Annotated in this window: 13 protein-coding genes; 8 read left to right on the top strand and 5 right to left on the bottom strand. The window is 62.7% G+C overall.

Features of this window, described 5'->3' with window-relative positions; genetic code table 11:
* Positions 1 to 97: 97 nt before the first annotated feature.
* Positions 98 to 1,369: an OprD family porin gene (locus O6P39_RS08795; protein ID WP_275610971.1), complete on the top strand. Its 1,272-nt coding sequence runs from the start codon at positions 98 to 100 to the stop codon at positions 1,367 to 1,369.
* Positions 1,370 to 1,426: 57 nt separating this feature from the next.
* On the opposite strand, the gene O6P39_RS08790 is transcribed toward O6P39_RS08795, so the two are convergent.
* The gene (locus O6P39_RS08790; RefSeq protein WP_275610970.1) at positions 1,427 to 2,635 is read right to left on the bottom strand and encodes an ammonium transporter; all 1,209 of its coding nucleotides are present in this window, start codon (positions 2,633 to 2,635) and stop codon (positions 1,427 to 1,429) included.
* Between the two features lie 405 nt (positions 2,636 to 3,040).
* Here O6P39_RS08790 and O6P39_RS08785 point away from each other — a divergent pair, with 405 nt between their 5' ends.
* The 5 genes from O6P39_RS08785 (at position 3,041) to O6P39_RS08765 (ending at position 6,705) form a co-directional block, all read left to right on the top strand.
* Positions 3,041 to 3,358 carry a YqjD family protein gene (locus tag O6P39_RS08785; RefSeq protein ID WP_275610969.1) on the top strand — a complete coding sequence of 106 codons (318 nt, stop codon included), beginning with the start codon at positions 3,041 to 3,043 and terminating at the stop codon, positions 3,356 to 3,358.
* Between the two features lie 3 nt (positions 3,359 to 3,361).
* Complete coding sequence (locus tag O6P39_RS08780) at positions 3,362 to 3,745, top strand: phage holin family protein (protein WP_275610968.1); 384 nt, start codon at positions 3,362 to 3,364, stop codon at positions 3,743 to 3,745.
* A complete protein-coding gene (locus O6P39_RS08775; protein WP_275610967.1) occupies positions 3,742 to 4,062 on the top strand; it encodes a hypothetical protein in 321 nt (106 codons plus the stop codon). The genes O6P39_RS08780 and O6P39_RS08775 overlap by 4 nt, the downstream gene beginning before the upstream one ends.
* Before the next feature lie 74 nt (positions 4,063 to 4,136).
* Positions 4,137 to 5,303 carry an EAL domain-containing protein gene (locus O6P39_RS08770; protein WP_275610966.1) on the top strand — a complete coding sequence of 389 codons (1,167 nt, stop codon included), beginning with the start codon at positions 4,137 to 4,139 and terminating at the stop codon, positions 5,301 to 5,303.
* Positions 5,304 to 5,373: 70 nt separating this feature from the next.
* Positions 5,374 to 6,705, top strand: a complete 1,332-nt coding sequence (locus tag O6P39_RS08765) for a deoxyguanosinetriphosphate triphosphohydrolase (RefSeq protein ID WP_275610965.1) — start codon at positions 5,374 to 5,376, stop codon at positions 6,703 to 6,705.
* 3 nt (positions 6,706 to 6,708) lie between these two features.
* Here the strand turns inward: O6P39_RS08765 and O6P39_RS08760 are convergent, their stop codons facing one another.
* Positions 6,709 to 10,257, bottom strand: a complete 3,549-nt coding sequence (locus O6P39_RS08760) for a transporter substrate-binding domain-containing protein (RefSeq protein ID WP_275610964.1) — start codon at positions 10,255 to 10,257, stop codon at positions 6,709 to 6,711.
* Positions 10,258 to 10,364: 107 nt separating this feature from the next.
* Positions 10,365 to 10,991: a response regulator transcription factor gene (locus O6P39_RS08755; RefSeq protein WP_275610963.1), complete on the bottom strand. Its 627-nt coding sequence runs from the start codon at positions 10,989 to 10,991 to the stop codon at positions 10,365 to 10,367.
* A gap of 884 nt (positions 10,992 to 11,875) precedes the next feature.
* Here O6P39_RS08755 and O6P39_RS08750 point away from each other — a divergent pair.
* Positions 11,876 to 12,268: a response regulator gene (locus tag O6P39_RS08750; protein WP_275610962.1), complete on the top strand. Its 393-nt coding sequence runs from the start codon at positions 11,876 to 11,878 to the stop codon at positions 12,266 to 12,268.
* 52 nt (positions 12,269 to 12,320) lie between these two features.
* On the opposite strand, the gene O6P39_RS08745 is transcribed toward O6P39_RS08750, so the two are convergent.
* Positions 12,321 to 12,665 carry a YggL family protein gene (locus O6P39_RS08745; protein WP_275610961.1) on the bottom strand — a complete coding sequence of 115 codons (345 nt, stop codon included), beginning with the start codon at positions 12,663 to 12,665 and terminating at the stop codon, positions 12,321 to 12,323.
* Positions 12,666 to 12,933: 268 nt separating this feature from the next.
* Here O6P39_RS08745 and dacB point away from each other — a divergent pair, with 268 nt between their 5' ends.
* Positions 12,934 to 14,379, top strand: coding sequence for a D-alanyl-D-alanine carboxypeptidase/D-alanyl-D-alanine-endopeptidase (gene dacB, locus O6P39_RS08740; RefSeq protein ID WP_275610960.1), 1,446 nt, complete (start codon positions 12,934 to 12,936; stop codon positions 14,377 to 14,379).
* A 31-nt stretch (positions 14,380 to 14,410) separates the two neighbouring features.
* On the opposite strand, the gene O6P39_RS08735 is transcribed toward dacB, so the two are convergent.
* Positions 14,411 to 16,825, bottom strand: a complete 2,415-nt coding sequence (locus tag O6P39_RS08735; RefSeq protein WP_275610959.1) for a diguanylate cyclase — start codon at positions 16,823 to 16,825, stop codon at positions 14,411 to 14,413.
* Between the last annotated feature and the right edge of the window lie 6 nt (positions 16,826 to 16,831).

The following is a 16,831-nucleotide window of genomic DNA, read 5'->3' as shown; positions in this document are numbered from 1 at the left end:
ATTCCGTAATGATTTAGTAGGTAGGCTGTAACAGTTCGACATGCCGCCCCCATCCGGCATCACCGACCTGCCCAAAGCGCTCGAGGAGACAATAACAATGAGCATGACCCCGATCGCCCGTGCCGTGGCCCTGGCCACGCTGGGTACCAGCGTTACCGTTCCGACCATTGCCCATGCTGACTTCATCAAGGACAGCAAAGCCAGCGTTGAACTGCGCAACTTCTACTTCAACCGCGACTTCCGTCAGTCCAGCCCGCCACCGGCACAGAACAAGGCCGAAGAATGGGCGCAAGGCTTCATCCTCAAGTACGAATCCGGCTTCACCGACGGCACCATCGGCGTCGGTGTCGACGCCCTGGGCACCCTCGGCCTGAAACTCGACTCGTCGCCTGACCGCAGCGGCACCGGCCTGCTGCAGCGTTCAAGCAGCGACCACCGCGCCGAGGACAGCTACGGCGACCTCGGCGTCACCGCCAAGCTGCGCGCCTCCAAGAGCACCCTGAAGGCCGGCACCCTGCTGCCGAAGATGCCGGTGGTGCAGTACAACGACACCCGCCTGCTGCCGCAGACCTTCAGCGGCGCGGCGCTCAACTCGATGGAAATCGACGGTCTGACCGTCGACGCCGGCCGCCTGTACCAGGTGAACCAGCGCGATTCCTCCGACTACGAGGACATGACCATCACCAGTGGCGCCAAGCGCAACATCAAGCTCGGCGATACCACCAAGACCAACGAATTCCTGTTCGGCGGCCTGACCTACAAGTGGACCGACAGCCTCAGCACCAGCTACCACTACGGCGGCCTCGACAACATCTACAAGCAGCACTACCTGGGGCTGCTGCATGTCCTGCCGATCGCCGACAAGCAGTCGCTGAAGTCCGACATCCGCTGGGCCAAGTCCGATGACGACGGCGGCAGCAACGTCGACAACAAGGCACTCAACGCCATGTTCACCTACGCCCTGGGCTATCACGCCTTCGGCCTGGGCTACCAAAAGATGAGCGGCGACACCGGCTTCGCCTACATCAACGGCACCGATCCCTACCTGGTGAACTACATCCAGATCGGCGACTTCGCCATGAAGGACGAGAAATCCTGGCAGGCGCGCTACGACTACAACTTCGCCGGCCTCGGCATCCCTGGCCTGACCTTCATGACCCGCTATGTGAACGGCGACAACATCGACCTGCTCACCAGCGACAAGGAAGGCAAGGAATGGGAGCGCGACACCGACATCGCCTACGTCTTCCAGGACGGCCCGCTGAAGAACCTCGGCCTGAAGTGGCGTAACGCGACCATGCGCACCAACTACACCAACGACTACGACGAAAACCGTCTGATCGTCAGCTACACCATGCCGCTCTGGTAACCCGGCAGCGGAACGAAAAAGCCCGGCACATGCCGGGCTTTTTCCTTGCAGCCTCACTTAGTCCTGGTTGATCGCACCGATCTTGTGGATCGACAGGTCGGCGCCGTAGTACTCCTGCTCCTGGGTCAGACGGATACCCACCACCGTCTTGATCAGGCCGTAGACCAGCAGGCCACCGGCGAACGCCAGCGTCACCCCGACCAGCGTCCCGACCGCCTGGCTGGCCAGGCTCACACCACCGATGCCACCCAGCGCGGACTGGCCGAAGATGCCGCACGCAACGCCACCCCAGGCGCCGCACAGGCCGTGCAACGGCCAGACACCGAGCACATCGTCGATCTTCCAACGCACCTGGGTTGCGGTGAACGCCCAGACGAACAAGGCGCCCGCCACCATACCGGTGGCCAGCGCACCGATCGGGTGCATCAGGTCGGAGCCAGCGCAGACCGCCACCAGCCCGGCCAGCGGACCGTTATGCAGGAAGCCCGGGTCGTTGCGGCCCACCAGCAGCGCGGCCACGGTGCCGCCGACCATCGCCAGCAGCGAATTGACCGCCACCAGCCCGCTGGCACCGACCAGGGTCTGGGCGCTCATCACGTTGAAGCCGAACCAGCCGACGATCAGCACCCAGGACCCGGCCGCCAGGAACGGGATATTCGAAGGTGCAAAGGCCACCAGGCGCCCCTCGCGGTAACGGCCATTGCGCCGTCCCAGCAGCAGCACCGCCGCCAGCGCCAGCCAACCGCCGAACGCGTGCACCACGACGGAGCCGGCGAAATCGTGGAAGGCCGCGCCGAACTCGGCCCTCAACCAGTCCTGGAAACCGAAGTTGGCGTTCCACACCAGCCCCTCGAAGAAGGGATAGAGGAAGGCCACGATCAGCGCCGTGGCGCACAACTGCGGACCGAATCGGGCACGCTCGGCGATGCCGCCGGAGATGATCGCGGGAATCGCCGCGGCGAAGGTCTGCAGGAAGAAGAACTTCACCAGGGCATAACCATTCTCCGTCGCCAGACTCGCGGCGGGCTGCAGGAAGTTCACGCCGTAGGCGATCCAGTAGCCGACGAAGAAATAGGCCAGGGTCGAGATGGCGAAGTCCGAGAGAATCTTCGACAGCGCATTGACCTGGTTCTTCAGGCGCACCGTCCCGACTTCGAGGAACGCGAAGCCGGCATGCATGGCCAGAACCATGACCGCGCCCATCAGGATGAACAGCGTATTGGAGCCGTGGACAAGGGTTTCCACGGCGCTATTGAGGTTTTCCATCGCTACAGGCAGCCCCGAAGGTCAAGAAGAAAGCACCAAAACGGCCCGCGACCACCTCTATTCGCACCACCCTGAAGCAGCAGCGCACCAAGCGGGGGCCGAATGCTGCCCCGGATTCGCTCACAGGCGATCGGACCAGCACGGCTGTTTTCTATACTTTCTTTGGTTTTTCAGTGTGTTGAGCGGGCTTTCCCGGCCTTTCATCGCTCCGGAATCGCCCCGCGACGGGGCATTCCGCTCTCCTTGCGCACCAGAGAAATGCAAGCGGCATACCACCCGCCCGGAAAATCAGCGGCTAGGCTTTACCACGCGCCTTTGGCATCGCCGGCGCCCAACTTATGAGAAACTTCCCAGGCCTCTGGGGCTCGAAAACCTAAGAACCTCAACCCGATCAAGGAGCATCACATGCCTCGCAAGACCGCAGTGAACGCCGCCAAGGAAGAACTCCTGGCGGAATTCCAGGCCCTCGTCAGCGACACCGAGAAACTCCTGCAGAGCTCCGCCGAGCTGGCCGGCGCCGAAGCCGACCAGATGCGCGACCAGATCAACTCCAGCCTCAAACGCGCCCGGGAAGCCATCAACTCCACCAAGGACGTTGTCCGCGACCAGAGTAAGGCCGCGGCGGATGCCACCGAGGAATACGTCAACGAGCACCCGTGGCAGGCCGTGGGCATCGCCGCGGGCGTCGGCTTCCTGCTCGGCCTGCTGGTGAGCCGGCGCTGATCCATGAGCGACGGAATGGATGCCGACAAGGCCAACTCCCCTTCCCTGCGGCGCCTGGGCGCCGCATTCCTCGGACTGTTGCACGGGCACGTCGAGCTGCTGGGCATCGAACTGCAGGAACAGAAAGCGCGCACCGTGCAGATCCTGCTGCTGGCGGGGCTCGCCCTGGTGTTCGCGCTGCTCCTGCTGATCGGCCTGTCGACGCTGGTCCTGCTGCTGTTCTGGGACAGCTATCGACTGGAGGCGGCCATCGGCCTCTGCCTCTTCTATATTGCCGGAAGCCTCCTGTGCGCCTGGCGCCTGTACCAACTGCTCAGCGACGAGAGTTCACCCTTCAGTGCGACACTCGACGAACTGGCCCGAGACCGGGAGCGCCTGCTGCCATGAGCGAACTGCCCGAATCCGCACAGCACCTGTCACGGGCGGAATTACGCAAGGCCATCGTACGGTTGCGCCTGGAAATGCAACGCCAGCAGCTCAAGCGCGAGAGCGACCTGCTGCTACGCCCCCTGAAGAGCGCCCGCGACATTGGCCAGAGCCTGCGCGGCAGTACTCCCCTGTGGGCTGGCGCCGGTGGCGCGGCCGCACTGGCGCTACTGCTCGGCAAACGCCGGTGGATTCGCCTGCTGCGCATCGGCATCGCCCTGGCCCCACTGTTGCTGCAACTGCGCAAGCCGCGGAGCGAGACGCCACCGCCGTCCTGAGTGGCCACATTCTTGCAAAGTGACAACGACCCGCGCCGCTGGCGCTTGCTGTCACACCACTAAGGATGTGCCCCGTGACCGAAGGACAACCGATCGCCTGCTTCCAACCCTTCATCGACACCGCGACCGGCCTGGTCGCGGGCGTCGAGGCCTTGGGGCGCCTGCGCCAGGACAATGGAGAACTGCTTTCGGTCGGCCCACTGTTCTTCAATCCGCGCGTGAGCTTGAGCGAACTGCGCCGACTCGATCGGCAGATCCGCGATGCGGCCCTGGCGCGTATCCACGAAGCACCATCGGACTGGTTCCTCAGCCTGAACATCTCGCCGCGCTGGATCAGCCGCCTGCGTCCGAACCAGCCGCTGCCCAGTCTCAAGCAACTGCAACAGCAAGGGGTCCCGCCCAAGCGCGTGGTCTTCGAGATCACCGAACTGGGCGGCGGCCACCAACGTCTGCCGGAAGTGGTCGCGCGTTACCGCGAAGCCGGCGCGCGCATTGCCATCGACGACTTCGGCGCCGGCTACTCGCAGCTCGACCGCGTGCTGGCGCTGCAACCGGACATCCTCAAGCTCGACATGCGCCTGTTCCAGGCGGCCGCCCGCGGCGGGCCCAGCGGCGACGTGGTGAAGGCCCTGGCGCAGATGGCCGAGAGGACTGGCTGCTGGATCATCGCCGAGGGCGTGGAGACCGAAGAGGAAATGGACTTCGCCCTGGAATGCGGTGCCCGCTACGTACAGGGCTACCTGTTCGCCAGGCCCGAACTGGAATTCCCGGCCAGCAACGCCTTCCGCGAAGCCTTCGCCCAGCACCGCGATCGCTACGTGCGCCGCAAACTACGGGAGCGCGCCAGCCTTATCCAGCTACGCCAGCAGCTAGCCGGACTGATGGACATGTTGCGCCCCTGGGCCGAGAGCGGCGCCATCCTCAGCAGCATCCCCGCGGCGCCAGAATCCTTCACCCGACTGCTGCGCATCTACCAGTGCGACCGCCACGGCACCCAAACCTCGCCAAACCTGGAGTGGAACGGGCTGTTCTGGAAAGAGGACCGGCGCTACCTGGGCCACAACTGGTCCTGGCGTCCATATTTCTACCAACTGCTGGCCGAGGGTTGGGAGGAGCGCCGCCTGATGCTGTCCAACACCTATCGCGACGCCACCACCAACCAGTACTGCATGACCGCCGGACAGTTCATCGACCAGGGTCGACGACTGCTCCTCATCGATATCGACGCCGAGGGTCTGTAGCCCCGCGATTGAGATTGCCGGCGCGAACGGCTAGCGTTGCCGGTAACTCTCCAAGATTGCGGAACCACGAATGGACTGGCACACCCTGCTCCCCCGAGAACGCCTCGGCAAACCGGTACACAGCAGCGCCGAGCTCGGTCGCAGTGCCTTCCACAAGGATCACGACCGCATCATCTTCTCCGGCGCCTTCCGCCGCCTGGGCCGCAAGACCCAGGTGCACCCGGTATCGAGCAACGACCACATCCACACCCGCCTGACCCACTCGCTGGAGGTCGGCTGCGTCGGCCGCTCGCTGGGCATGCGGGTTGGCGAAATCCTCCGCGACCGCCTGCCGGAATGGTGCGACCCGGCCGACATGGGGGTGATCGTGCAGTCCGCCTGCCTGGCCCATGACATCGGCAACCCGCCCTTCGGCCACTCCGGCGAAGACGCGATCCGCCACTGGTTCCAGCAGGCCGCCGGACGCGGCTGGCTGGACGACATGAATGACGAGGAGCGTTCCGACTTCCTGCATTTCGAAGGCAACGCCCAGGGTTTCCGCGTGCTCACCCAGCTGGAATACCACCAGTTCGACGGTGGTACCCGCCTGACCTACGCGACGCTCGGCACCTACCTGAAATACCCCTGGACAGCCCGCCATGCCGACTCGCTGGGCTACAAGAAACACAAGTTCGGCTGTTACCGCAGCGAGCTGCCGCTGCTGGAACAGATCACCCAGAAGCTGGGCATGCCTCAGCTGGAGGCCGAACGCTGGGCGCGCCATCCGCTGGTCTACCTGATGGAGGCGGCGGACGACATCTGCTATGGCCTGATCGACCTTGAAGACGGCCTGGAGATGGAGCTTCTCGACTACGCCGAAGTCGAAGCGCTGCTGCTCGACCTGGTCGACGATGATCTACCGGAAACCTACCGCCAGCTTGGCCCCAACGACTCTCGCCGGCGCAAGCTGGCGATCCTCCGTGGCAAGGCTATCGAGCACCTGACCAATGCCGCGGCGCGAGCCTTCGTCGAGCAGGAGCCGGCGCTGCTGGCTGGCCAGTTGACCGGCGACCTGGTGGAGCACATGCACGGCCCCGCCAAGCGCTGCGTGCAGCGGGCCAAGGCCATGGCGCGGGAAAAGATCTTCCAGGACAAGCGCAAGACGCTCCATGAAATCGGCGCCTACACCACCCTGGAAATTCTGCTCAACTCCTTCTGCGGTGCAGCCCTGGAGCAGCACGGCGGACGAACCCCATCCTTCAAGCACCGGCGAATCCTCGACCTGCTTGGACAGAATGCGCCGGACCCGAGCTGGCCACTGTATCGCTCCTTCCTGCGTGTCATCGATTTCATTGCCGGCATGACGGACAGCTATGCGACAGAACTGGCGCGGGAAATGACCGGGCGCTCCAGCCCGAGCTGAGCCTTACGCCACCCGCCCGGACCTGGCCAGTTGCTCACTGAGCCCTCGCTGCAGATCGGCCATCGCCGAAACGACCGCCCGCACCTTGGCGCGGATGTCCGATAGGTCCAGATGATCACGGCAAGCTGCCTCCAGCTCGGCGCAGCCTTCCTGCAGGACACGCGCATTCACCAGGCGGGCGGCCCCTTTCATGCGATGCGCCAGATCACCCAGCTGTTTCCAGTCCTGCGCCTCCAGCAGCGGCGCGACCTGCTCGATGTCGGCGTCATTGCTGCTGTGCAACTCCTCCAGCAGGCGTCGAATCAGGACGGGATTCCCCTCCGTCATCTCCTCCAGCAACTTGAGATCCACGCCCTGCACTGCCTCGCACTCGTTGTCGGCCACGATGCTGGGCACGGACTCCAGGCGCCTGCGCAGATTCTCAAGACCGATGGGCTTGAACAGGCAATCGTTCATACCGGCACGGCGACAGTTTTCCACCTCGTCCGGCTGAGCATTGGCCGTGAAGCCGAAAATCACACAAGGCGCCACGTCCATTTCCACCTCCAGCTCACGAATTCTGCGCGCCAGCTCATAGCCATTGAGCACCGGCATGTTGCAGTCCGTAATCACCAGATCGAAATCACCGGGATGCCAGTTCTGCAATGCCTGCGCCCCGTCAGATGCCACGTCCACCTGGTGACCGAGGTGCTCGAGCTGCTGCGTCAGCAGCAGGCGGTTGGCGGCATGATCATCCACCACCAGCACCCGGAGCGACTTGCCTCGTACCCTTGGCTCCGCCTTGGCACCCTTCTGCTCTTCAGGCAACGACTCCAGTACCTGCAACAGCAGGCTCACACTGACCCGCGTGCCACGCCCCAGCTCGCTTTCCAGGCGAACGCTGCCGCCCATCATTTCCGCCAGCTTGCGACAGATGGTGAGCCCCAACCCGGTGCCGCCGCGGGAAGCATGGCTGTTCTGCGAGGCCTGGCTGAAAGGCTCGAAGAGCTGGGTCTGATCGTTGGCGGATATCCCGATGCCGCTATCTTCGACCGCGACATTCAGCGCAATGCGTCCCCCCATGAGGCGCTCTCCGCTGACCTGAATCCGCACCTGGCCCTTGTCGGTGAATTTGATGGCATTGCTGACCAGATTCGACAGTATCTGTTTGAAGCGCAGCGGATCGATGAGAACCTCGCAGGCCGCATCAGCTTCTATCTCCACCTTGAGCTCCAGCCCCTTCTGCCGCGCCAGGCCATCGAAGACCCGGGCGATTGACTCGACCAGCTCACGCAGCCGGGCCCGCTCCGGCATCAGGGTCAGACGTCCCGACTCGATCTTGGCAACGTCGAGAATATCGCCGATCAGGGTCAGCAGGGACTTGGCCGAGTCATAGGCGACCTCGACCGGCTCGCGCTCCCACTGTCCCCGGTCAGCGCGAGTCAGCGCCAGTTCCAGCATGCCAATCACCGCGTTCATCGGCGTGCGGATTTCGTGGCTCATGGTGGCCAGGAAGGTGCTCTTGGCGCGGTTGGCCTCTTCGGCCTGGTCCTTGGCAGTCTGCAACTGGTGATGCAGACGCTCGCGCTCGGTGACGTCGAGCCAGCCGCTCACCAATCCCAATACCTCGCCCTTTTCTCCCCGATAGGGCGTCGCCCAGTGGTAAACCTCCAGTTCATTGCCGCGCAACCGGAAAACCCGGTCCGCGGTCAATGCCGTCCCCTGCTCCATGGCTTGCAATAGTTCCTTATGCAGCGCCTGAGCCTCCTCGGCAGGTAGCCAGTCGCAATCGACCAGGCGGCTGCCTTGAGCAGCCTCTCGGGTCATGCCCGTAACCTCGAGGAAGCTGCGATTACAGGTGAGCAGCCGACCCTCCCTGTCCCTGACGGCAACTGGGTGGGGAATTCCGTCGATCATCGCGCGCTTGAATCCGAGCCGATAACTGAGCTCCCTTTCCGACAACTGACGGCGGCGGACCTTCACTTGCAAGCGCCAGTTCCACAGCAGCACCAGGCAGAGCAGGACTATGCTGGCCGAGACCAACTGCACGATCTGGGTTCGGTAGCCATCCCAGACGCTATCGGGATTTTCGGCAGTCGCTGCCCACCGGCTGATGACGTTGGCCATGTCATCTGGAGAGATCGCCAGTATCGCCTTGTTCAGGATGCTCAGCAGCTCCGGGTCCGCCTGAGACACGGCAATGGCGAACTGGCCTGGCTCCCGATCCAGGGACGCAGCCACACGCAGATCATGGTAGTAACGCGAAATCAGGTAATTCGCCGACGTCGACAGATGGATACCCGCATCCACCTTGCCCTCACTGATCATCGACAGGTCATCGACGTTGTTTTCCACTGGCACGAGCTGCGCCTCTGGATGCTGTTCACGCATGAAGCTTTCCAGAATCGACCCCTTGGGCACGGCGACACGCCGCCCGCGAAGATCGGCCAGGGAATGGAACCAATTGGCGTTCTTCCCTATCACGACCACGAAGGATGCCGTCATGTACGGACGGGTGAACGACAGCAACTCCTCCCGATCCAGAGTCGGAGTCAGTGCTCCAATCGCCTTCGCCTTGCGATTCCTGACGTCGTCCACCATTGCCGCAATACCGGTCTCGGGCTGCACGTCGAAGCTGAGTCCCGTCCGCGCATGGATGAGGTCCAGCAGGTCCGCGGTGACCCCCCTGAAATTCTGCTGCGAATCGAAGAAGGAAATCGGTGCCAGCGCTCGATCAACTACCAGCACCGGGTGCGGGTTGCGCTCCATCCAGCGCTGCTCCTGGGGGGTGAGGATCAATCGCCGGTTGACGATGGAGTAGGCACCACCGGGGCTCCAGCGGCGCTGGATGGTGTTGTCGACCTGCTGCGGCGTAGCTGCCAGTGCGTGATTGAGGATTCGCAGCAAGGGTTCGTCGGCGCTTCTGACGGCGAAGCTGAATCCCGCGCCGTTGAAGCTGGCAAAATTGAGCGACTTCAGATTGGCGAGATAACCCTGGCTGATCAGGTATTGCGCGCTGAATGCATCCCCCACGAACAGATCCGCCTGGCCGAACGCCACCGCCTCGAGCGCCTTGCGTACGGACTGGAAAGGCATGATCGTGGCGCTGGGGAAATACTTGGCTATCTCCTCGCCGGAAAAGTAATCGCTGACCACCGAAATCCGCTTGCCAAGCAACTGCTCCCCGCTATCCAAGCGCAACCCCTGGGGCCCGACGACAACCGGCTGATTGGTGAAGTAGGGTTGGGAAAGACTGATCCCGGGGATGTTCGACTCATAGTCGGTAGAACGGCTCAGCAGGTCGATCTCTCCGTGCTGGAGTGCGTCGATCGCGGCATTTCTGTTGGCATATCGGCGCACTTCGACACGAACGTTGAGAGCGTCGGCAAGCACTCCCATGTAATCGGCGGTGACACCTTCGAGGTCGGTGCCACTGGCAGTGATATCGAACGGCGCATAATCGGGCGCAGTCACCCCCAGTACGAGGGTGCGCTTGCCTCGTAGCCATTGCCAGTCAGCCTCATCCAGGGGGACCTTGACCCTCACGTCCAACGACCGGGCCAGCAGATTCATCGGAGACCAGGAGCTCAACTCCGCTCCCTCGCCCCCCAGGCAACCCAGTAGCAGTGCTGCCACGAGCGCCAAACGAAGGTGCCTACGCCAGTTGAACATCAGCCACCTCAGACCAAGGCGTTACGCTTGGCGAATTCGATCAAATCGACCAGAGAATGGGCATTCAACTTCAGCAGCAATCGTGTCTTGTAGGTGCTGACCGTCTTGTTGCTGATGAACATCTGCTCGGAGATTTCCTTGTTCGAATAACCATTGGCAAGGTACTGGAGCACAGCCATTTCGCGGTCGGAGAGGCGCTGGATGAGCTCCTGGTCATCCATTTGCCCGCTGTTTTTGCGTGTTTGCCGAATGGCCGTGCTGGGGAAGTAGTTGTACCCCGCCACCACGGCACTGACTGCGCTGATCAGTTCGGCCAGCCCGCCTTGCTTGCAGACGAACCCCGAGGCACCGGCCTGCATGCAGCGCATGGCGAACAGCGATGCGCTCTGCCCGGTCAGCACCAGGATTTTCAGTGGCAGTTCGAAGGCGGAGATGCGGCTGATGACTTCCAGGCCATCCAGGCGGGGGATTCCGATGTCCAGGACAACCAGATCCGGGACAAGGTCCTTGACCAAGGAGAGAGCGTCCACGCCGTTGTCCGTCTCGCCCACGACGACATGGCCTTCTTTTTCCAGCAGTACCCGCATTGCCATGCGGATTACTGGGTGGTCATCGACAATCAGTACCTTGCTCACGGAATCCCTCCGACAGTTTTCATCAAGTGAAATATCTGCCGGTAAGATATCTTCTAAGCTTGTTCTGTCGAGACGAGCTCCCCTCGATATTTATCATCAAAGGGAATTCCTACACAACAAGCGTAGATATCCTACAAAACTCCTAAAACCTTGATCACCGACCCTCCAAAAAATACAACTACCAATCTCTATATCTGACTTCCAGGCAGACCCTTCTGACATCAAACAAGCAAAACACCGGCAGCGCTTTTTCCACAAGAGCTGCACCTTTGACAACAGCACATCCTTAACGACATTCCAAGATGGCCACCCTTCAGTTGATGGACCTGGAGGATCACCCGATTCCCAGGCAACCCACCATGCCGCCCTGAAAACGCGCGGTTATTGGGATATGCGGACAGCGGCCACTGAGGGGGGGGGGGCATTGCAGCGGCGGCGCCCCAGAGCAGGTATCGACATCTGCGATGACGGCTTGCCCTTTCTGCAACGGGTCGTACAGGAGAATCTGATCAAATCTTGGAGGCTGATGTGCGAGGAGTCCTCGGAACTGCATCGGGAGATATTGCATCTGGCCGGAACGCACAGAACTCAGACATTAATGAAGGTTGGAAATTCATTACTCCCGCCGACATTAAAAAAATCAAAAACCATAAAAATTCAAGCACAGCACTAATAAACTCACGCCCTCACTGAACCTCCAATAAAACCACCCTGCAAGGCCTCACACATCAAAAATTCGAAGCACTCACCCAAACAAATAAAAATACTCGAATATCCTTAGATGCATTAATACACCGAAAATCATTTCGAGTACCGAATACTTTCCGAAACGAACTTTCTGAGCCCGACAAAAGCCCACAAATCTCACCCCCAGGAGATTCGTCATGCAGGACCCCAAACTCGCCATCCTGGTCGTCGAGGATCATCCCTTTCAGTTGATCGCCATGCAGATGCATCTCAACCGGATGGGCTTCTTCCGCCTGACGCCCGCGCTGGACGCCGAGGAAGCGCGGGAGGCCTGTCAACGGCGCGCAAAGCCCTTCGACCTGCTGCTGTGCGACATCAATCTCCCGGGCACCAACGGCGTGGACCTGCTTGGCGAACTGGCCAGCAGTGGCGGCATACGGCAAGCGATACTGTTCAGTTGCAAGGAGGAAGACGAACTGCAGAAGTTGGAGCAAGACCTAAAAAGCCGCGGCCTTCCCCTCCTCGCCTGCCTGTCCAAGCCCCTGGACCCGCAGACGCTGCTGCAGACCCTGGGCAAGAAAAGCGCATGACGCCCCGGATGCACCGCCACCCTCGGCAGCGCGTGCATCTCGAGGACGCCACCTACGCCTTGGCGTTGATGGGCTGATCCGGATACCAGGCGTCCATCAACGGCCCCGCCGTGTAACCGGCAAGTTCCGGCTGCTGCTTGAGCCAACCGTCGACGATGGCGCGCTGTTCCTCGCTGACCGAGCCGCGATGCGCCAGGCAGATGAAACCGTACTCGTCACAGCCGCCATACACCATGTCGTTGGGCTCCACCGCATCGGCCGCGAAGCGCTCCATGAACGCCGCGATCGCCGTTGCATCCATATCCTCCCTGTATTGGAAGCTCAATTCGAATCCCAACTCCTGGAATTCATCGACACACAACTTCTTGCGCAAACGACGAGAACGATGGGTGGCCATCTGACTATCTCCGGCGGACAAGGCGACAATTCGACCTCATCGTGATTATTCCAACTGCCCGCTGCGATCCGGGCAGACCATCCACAACTTTAACAGTTCCACCGCCCTCGCCCATGACAACTGGCATGTGTTGCCCAGCGCAACACGCAGCGGCTTGCGGCATAATGTCCGCAGCTCCGGGGGAACAAGGAGCGCTTATTCGTATTGTTGCGTTTCATCTTTTCATTTTTTCATGTCAATGCCCGACCACTGGGATGTCACCTTTCCTATGTTCAAATCGCTGCGTGTTATCGCCCTCGCCACACTGTTACCCTTCACCCTGCCGGCCCTGGCCCAGATCAATACCACCCTGCCCGAACGCGTCGAAAAGGCCCTGAAGGCCAGCAAACTGACCAACGATGCGCTGTCGCTGGTGATGATTCCCCTCGAAGGCCCCGGCAACGCCACGTATTTCAATGCCGACGTATCGGTGAACCCGGCGTCGACCATGAAGCTGTTCACCACCTACGCCGCCCTGGAGATGCTCGGCCCCACCTACCAGTGGCAGACCGAGTTTTACACCGACGGTCAGCTCAAGGACGGCGTGCTCAACGGCAACCTTTACCTCAAGGGCGGCGGCGATCCCAAGCTGAACATGGAGAAGCTCTGGCTGCTCATGCGTGACCTGCGCGCCAATGGCGTCAGCAAGGTCACCGGCGACCTGGTGCTGGACCGTAGCTACTTCAACATCCCGCAGTTGCCGGTGTTCAACGACGACGGCGGCGACGACAACAAGCCCTTCCTGGTCGGTCCCGACTCCCTGCTGGTCAACCTCAAGAGCGTGCGTTTAGTGGTGCGTTCCGACGGCGGCAAGGCCAGCGTGCTGATGGACCCGCCACTGGCCAACGTACGCATCGACAACCAGGTCCAGGTGAGCAAGGCTGCGCCCTGCCCGGCCTGGCCGAAGCTGCGCTTCAATCCCGTCACCCAGTTCGATGGCACCTCTCTGGTAGCGACCGGTCAGATTCCCCTGGGCTGCAGCGCGCAGACCTACATGTCGCTGCTCGACCATCCGGGCTACACCGCCGGCGCGGTGCGCGGCATCTGGCAGGAACTGGGCGGCACGATCATGGGCAAGGACCGCGAAGGTAACGTGCCCAAGAGCGCCAAACTGGTCGCCCGCGCCGATTCGCCGGATGTAGTGGAAGTCATTCGCGACATCAACAAGTACAGCAACAACACAATGGCGCGCCAACTGTTCCTCTCCCTGGGCGCGCGTTTCCGCAACGGTGCCGACGCCGATGACGCACAGGCCGCGCAGCGGGTGATTCGCCAATGGCTGGCGCGCAAGGGCATCACCGCCACTCACCTGGTGATGGAGAACGGCTCCGGCCTGTCGCGCGACGAGCGCGTCAGCGCCCGCGAGATGGCCGCGATGTTGCAAGCCGCCTGGCACAGCCCGTACGCAGCCGAATACATCTCCTCGCTGCCGATCGTGGCGAAGGACGGCACCATGCGCAAACGCCTGCGCGGCACCCCGATGGCCGGTGAGGCGCACGTCAAGACCGGCACCCTGAACACCGTTCGCGCCCTCGCTGGCTTCAGCCGCGACGCCAACGGACGCTCCTGGGTGGTGGTGGCGATCCTCAACAGCAACCGGCCGTGGGGCGCGTCGTCCATCCTCGACCAGGTGCTGCTGGACCTCTACAGCACCACCAAGCGCGCCGGCGACTGATGGACGTGGGCCCCGGCACCTGCCGGGGCCCTCAGTCGTCTGCGCGTTCCAGACGATCCCGCCCCTGCCGCTTCGCCCGGTAAACCGCCCGGTCCACCTTGCACATCAGATCATCGGCCGTTTCGCCGATGCGCCAGCCGGCCACCCCGAAGCTGGCGGTCACCACGCCAACCCCCTCCATGGGCTGGCTGCGCAGCGCCTGCCACAGCGCTTCGGCCAGTTGCATGGCCTGCTCCACCGAACTGCCCGGGCACAGCACCACCAACTCCTCTCCGCCCAGGCGGCAGAATACGTCCGCCTTGCGCAAGCGCTGGGCGACTCGCTGGCACAGCGTGACCAGAACGGTGTCGCCGGCCTCATGGCCGAATCGGTCATTGATGCTCTTGAAGTGATCGACGTCGAACATCACCAGCGACAGCGGCTCGCCACTGCGTGAGCAGCGCGCCATGCTCAGTTCCAGTTGCTCCTTGAAGTACCGTCGGTTGTGCACGCCAGTCAGCGCGTCGGTCACCGAGAGCCGCCGCAACTCCAGCTCCGCTTCCTTGCGCCGGGTAATGTCGGTGGCGATGCCCAGGTAGCCGGTCATCACACCCGACGAATCCCGTACCCCGGTGATGATCAGGTTGATCTTCAACCTCTGGCCGTCGCGACGAACGCACGTCCACTCGTACTCCTCGTGCCCTTCGCCGACCAGCGCGCCGACCACTTCGAACCCTCGGATCTCGCGCCCCAGCACGGTGGACAGGTCATGCGCCCGACGGCGGATCTCCTCCTTGACGAAGATGCTCTCCGGCACCGGCCGACCCAGCACCTCCCGCGCGCTATAGCCGAACAGGCGTTCGGCGCCGACATTGAAGCTGCGGACGAACCCCCGCAGGTCGGTGGACACTATGGCCACCTGGGTTGCCGCATCGAGCAGCCCATGCAGGCGACTGTTGACCTCGCCCAGTTCCAGCTCCACCGCCTTGCGCGAGCTGATGTCGGTCTGCGTACCGATCATGCGGCGCGCAGAACCGTCACTCCCCCGCTCCACGACCTGGCCCCGGTCCAGCACCCACAGCCATCGGCCACTCTTGCAGCGCAAGCGATGCTCGCTCTGGTACAGCGATGTCTCGCCACGCAGGTGCCGCTGAAGCGCCTCGCCACGCGCAGCCTGATCATCCGGATGAATCCGGCGCGCACACTCGTCGGGACTCGCGCCAACCTCCGCATCGCGGAACCCCAGCATGGCCTTCCAGGCGTGGGAGTAGAACACCTTGCCCAGGTCGATATTCCAGTCCCACACGCCGTGGCCGGCGCTGTCCATGGCAAAGTGCAGGCGTGCCTGGTTCTCCTGCAGCTCCAACTGATTCGCGCGCAGCTCAGCAGTACGCTCCTCCACCAGTTGCAGTGCCCTCTGGCGCTGCCCCAGCAGCGCCAGCACATAACCGGCCAGCAACAACGAGGTCAGCAATCCGCCGAGCAGCACCCACAGCTGCGGATGCCCCTCGTTGCGTTGCAGAAAGTCGCGGGAAGGCTCAACGCGGACGAGGTAGTCCCGCCCAGCGAAGTCCAGGTGCCGCTCCATCACCAGTCCGGAATTCTGCGCAGCCCGCACCACGCTGCGGTACATCGGCAAGTCCGGACCCTGCTCGGCGCTATCGCGCAGCGTAATCGCCAGTTGCGCCAGGCTATCCACGTCCATGCCCTGTTCGATCAGCAGGCGGTAGCTGATCGCGGCCACCAGCATGCCCTGCAGGCCGCCAAGGCTTTCCTCCCCAGGACTGGTCATCACACTACCGCGGTAGAAGGGGGCGGCCAGCAGGACGCCGGCCGCGTCCTCCACCGGCGCACCGGGCAGGACGACCGGCATCGACGCGGTCAGTTGCCGTCCGGTGAGCACCCGCTGCGTCAGTTCGCGCCCCGGCAGGGTGGAACTCAGATCGAGCCCAAGCGGCAATTCCTGCAGATACTCTGATGCCCCGTAGAGCACGGGAAAGTAGCGCTCGCGGACCTGCGCGGGCACCGGATGGCTCTGCGAGTCGAGGTCATGAATCAGATAGTCGAGCAGCCCGGAAGCCTGGACCTGCTCTTCGAACGCCGCGCGCGCGTTCTGCTCGACCCTGGGCAGCCAGGCATATCCCAGGGCATCCCCCAGCAAGGGACTGACGAAATGCTCGAACTCCTCGCGCGATACCTCGTTGGAGTTCTCGAAGAAGCGCTGGATGGACTCCAGTTCGCTGCGCTGCAACACCAGCCGCTCACGCACCCGATCGACCCGCTCGTTGGCCGCCAGGGCGAACTGCTGTTCCAGCGACGTGCGGGCGTTGCGCCAGACATTCCAGCCCAGCAACCCCGTCAGCAACACCCCCGCAGCGAGCACCAGGCCGGCTGCGCGCAACGCCTTCTTTTGGCGAGCGAATCCCTGAGCGACAGGCAACTGCCCATAGGCCGGCAACTGAGTCATGGGGAC

This window comes from Pseudomonas sp. PSE14 (assembly GCF_029203285.1).
Classification (GTDB): Bacteria; Pseudomonadota; Gammaproteobacteria; order Pseudomonadales; family Pseudomonadaceae; genus Pseudomonas.
Note: the sequence above shows the minus strand (reverse complement) of the source record. Positions and strands in the feature narration are given on the sequence as shown.

Coding starts and splice junctions, on each gene's coding strand:
- O6P39_RS08780 (WP_275610968.1), top strand. CDS start 3,362: ATGAGCGACGGAATGGATGCCGACAAGGCCAACTCCCCTTCCCTGCGG.
- O6P39_RS08745 (WP_275610961.1), bottom strand. CDS start 12,665: ATGGCCACCCATCGTTCTCGTCGTTTGCGCAAGAAGTTGTGTGTCGAT.
- O6P39_RS08765 (WP_275610965.1), top strand. CDS start 5,374: ATGGACTGGCACACCCTGCTCCCCCGAGAACGCCTCGGCAAACCGGTA.
- dacB (WP_275610960.1), top strand. CDS start 12,934: ATGTTCAAATCGCTGCGTGTTATCGCCCTCGCCACACTGTTACCCTTC.
- O6P39_RS08760 (WP_275610964.1), bottom strand. CDS start 10,257: ATGAATCTGCTGGCCCGGTCGTTGGACGTGAGGGTCAAGGTCCCCCTG.
- O6P39_RS08790 (WP_275610970.1), bottom strand. CDS start 2,635: ATGGAAAACCTCAATAGCGCCGTGGAAACCCTTGTCCACGGCTCCAAT.
- O6P39_RS08735 (WP_275610959.1), bottom strand. CDS start 16,825: ATGACTCAGTTGCCGGCCTATGGGCAGTTGCCTGTCGCTCAGGGATTC.
- O6P39_RS08785 (WP_275610969.1), top strand. CDS start 3,041: ATGCCTCGCAAGACCGCAGTGAACGCCGCCAAGGAAGAACTCCTGGCG.
- O6P39_RS08775 (WP_275610967.1), top strand. CDS start 3,742: ATGAGCGAACTGCCCGAATCCGCACAGCACCTGTCACGGGCGGAATTA.
- O6P39_RS08750 (WP_275610962.1), top strand. CDS start 11,876: ATGCAGGACCCCAAACTCGCCATCCTGGTCGTCGAGGATCATCCCTTT.
- O6P39_RS08795 (WP_275610971.1), top strand. CDS start 98: ATGAGCATGACCCCGATCGCCCGTGCCGTGGCCCTGGCCACGCTGGGT.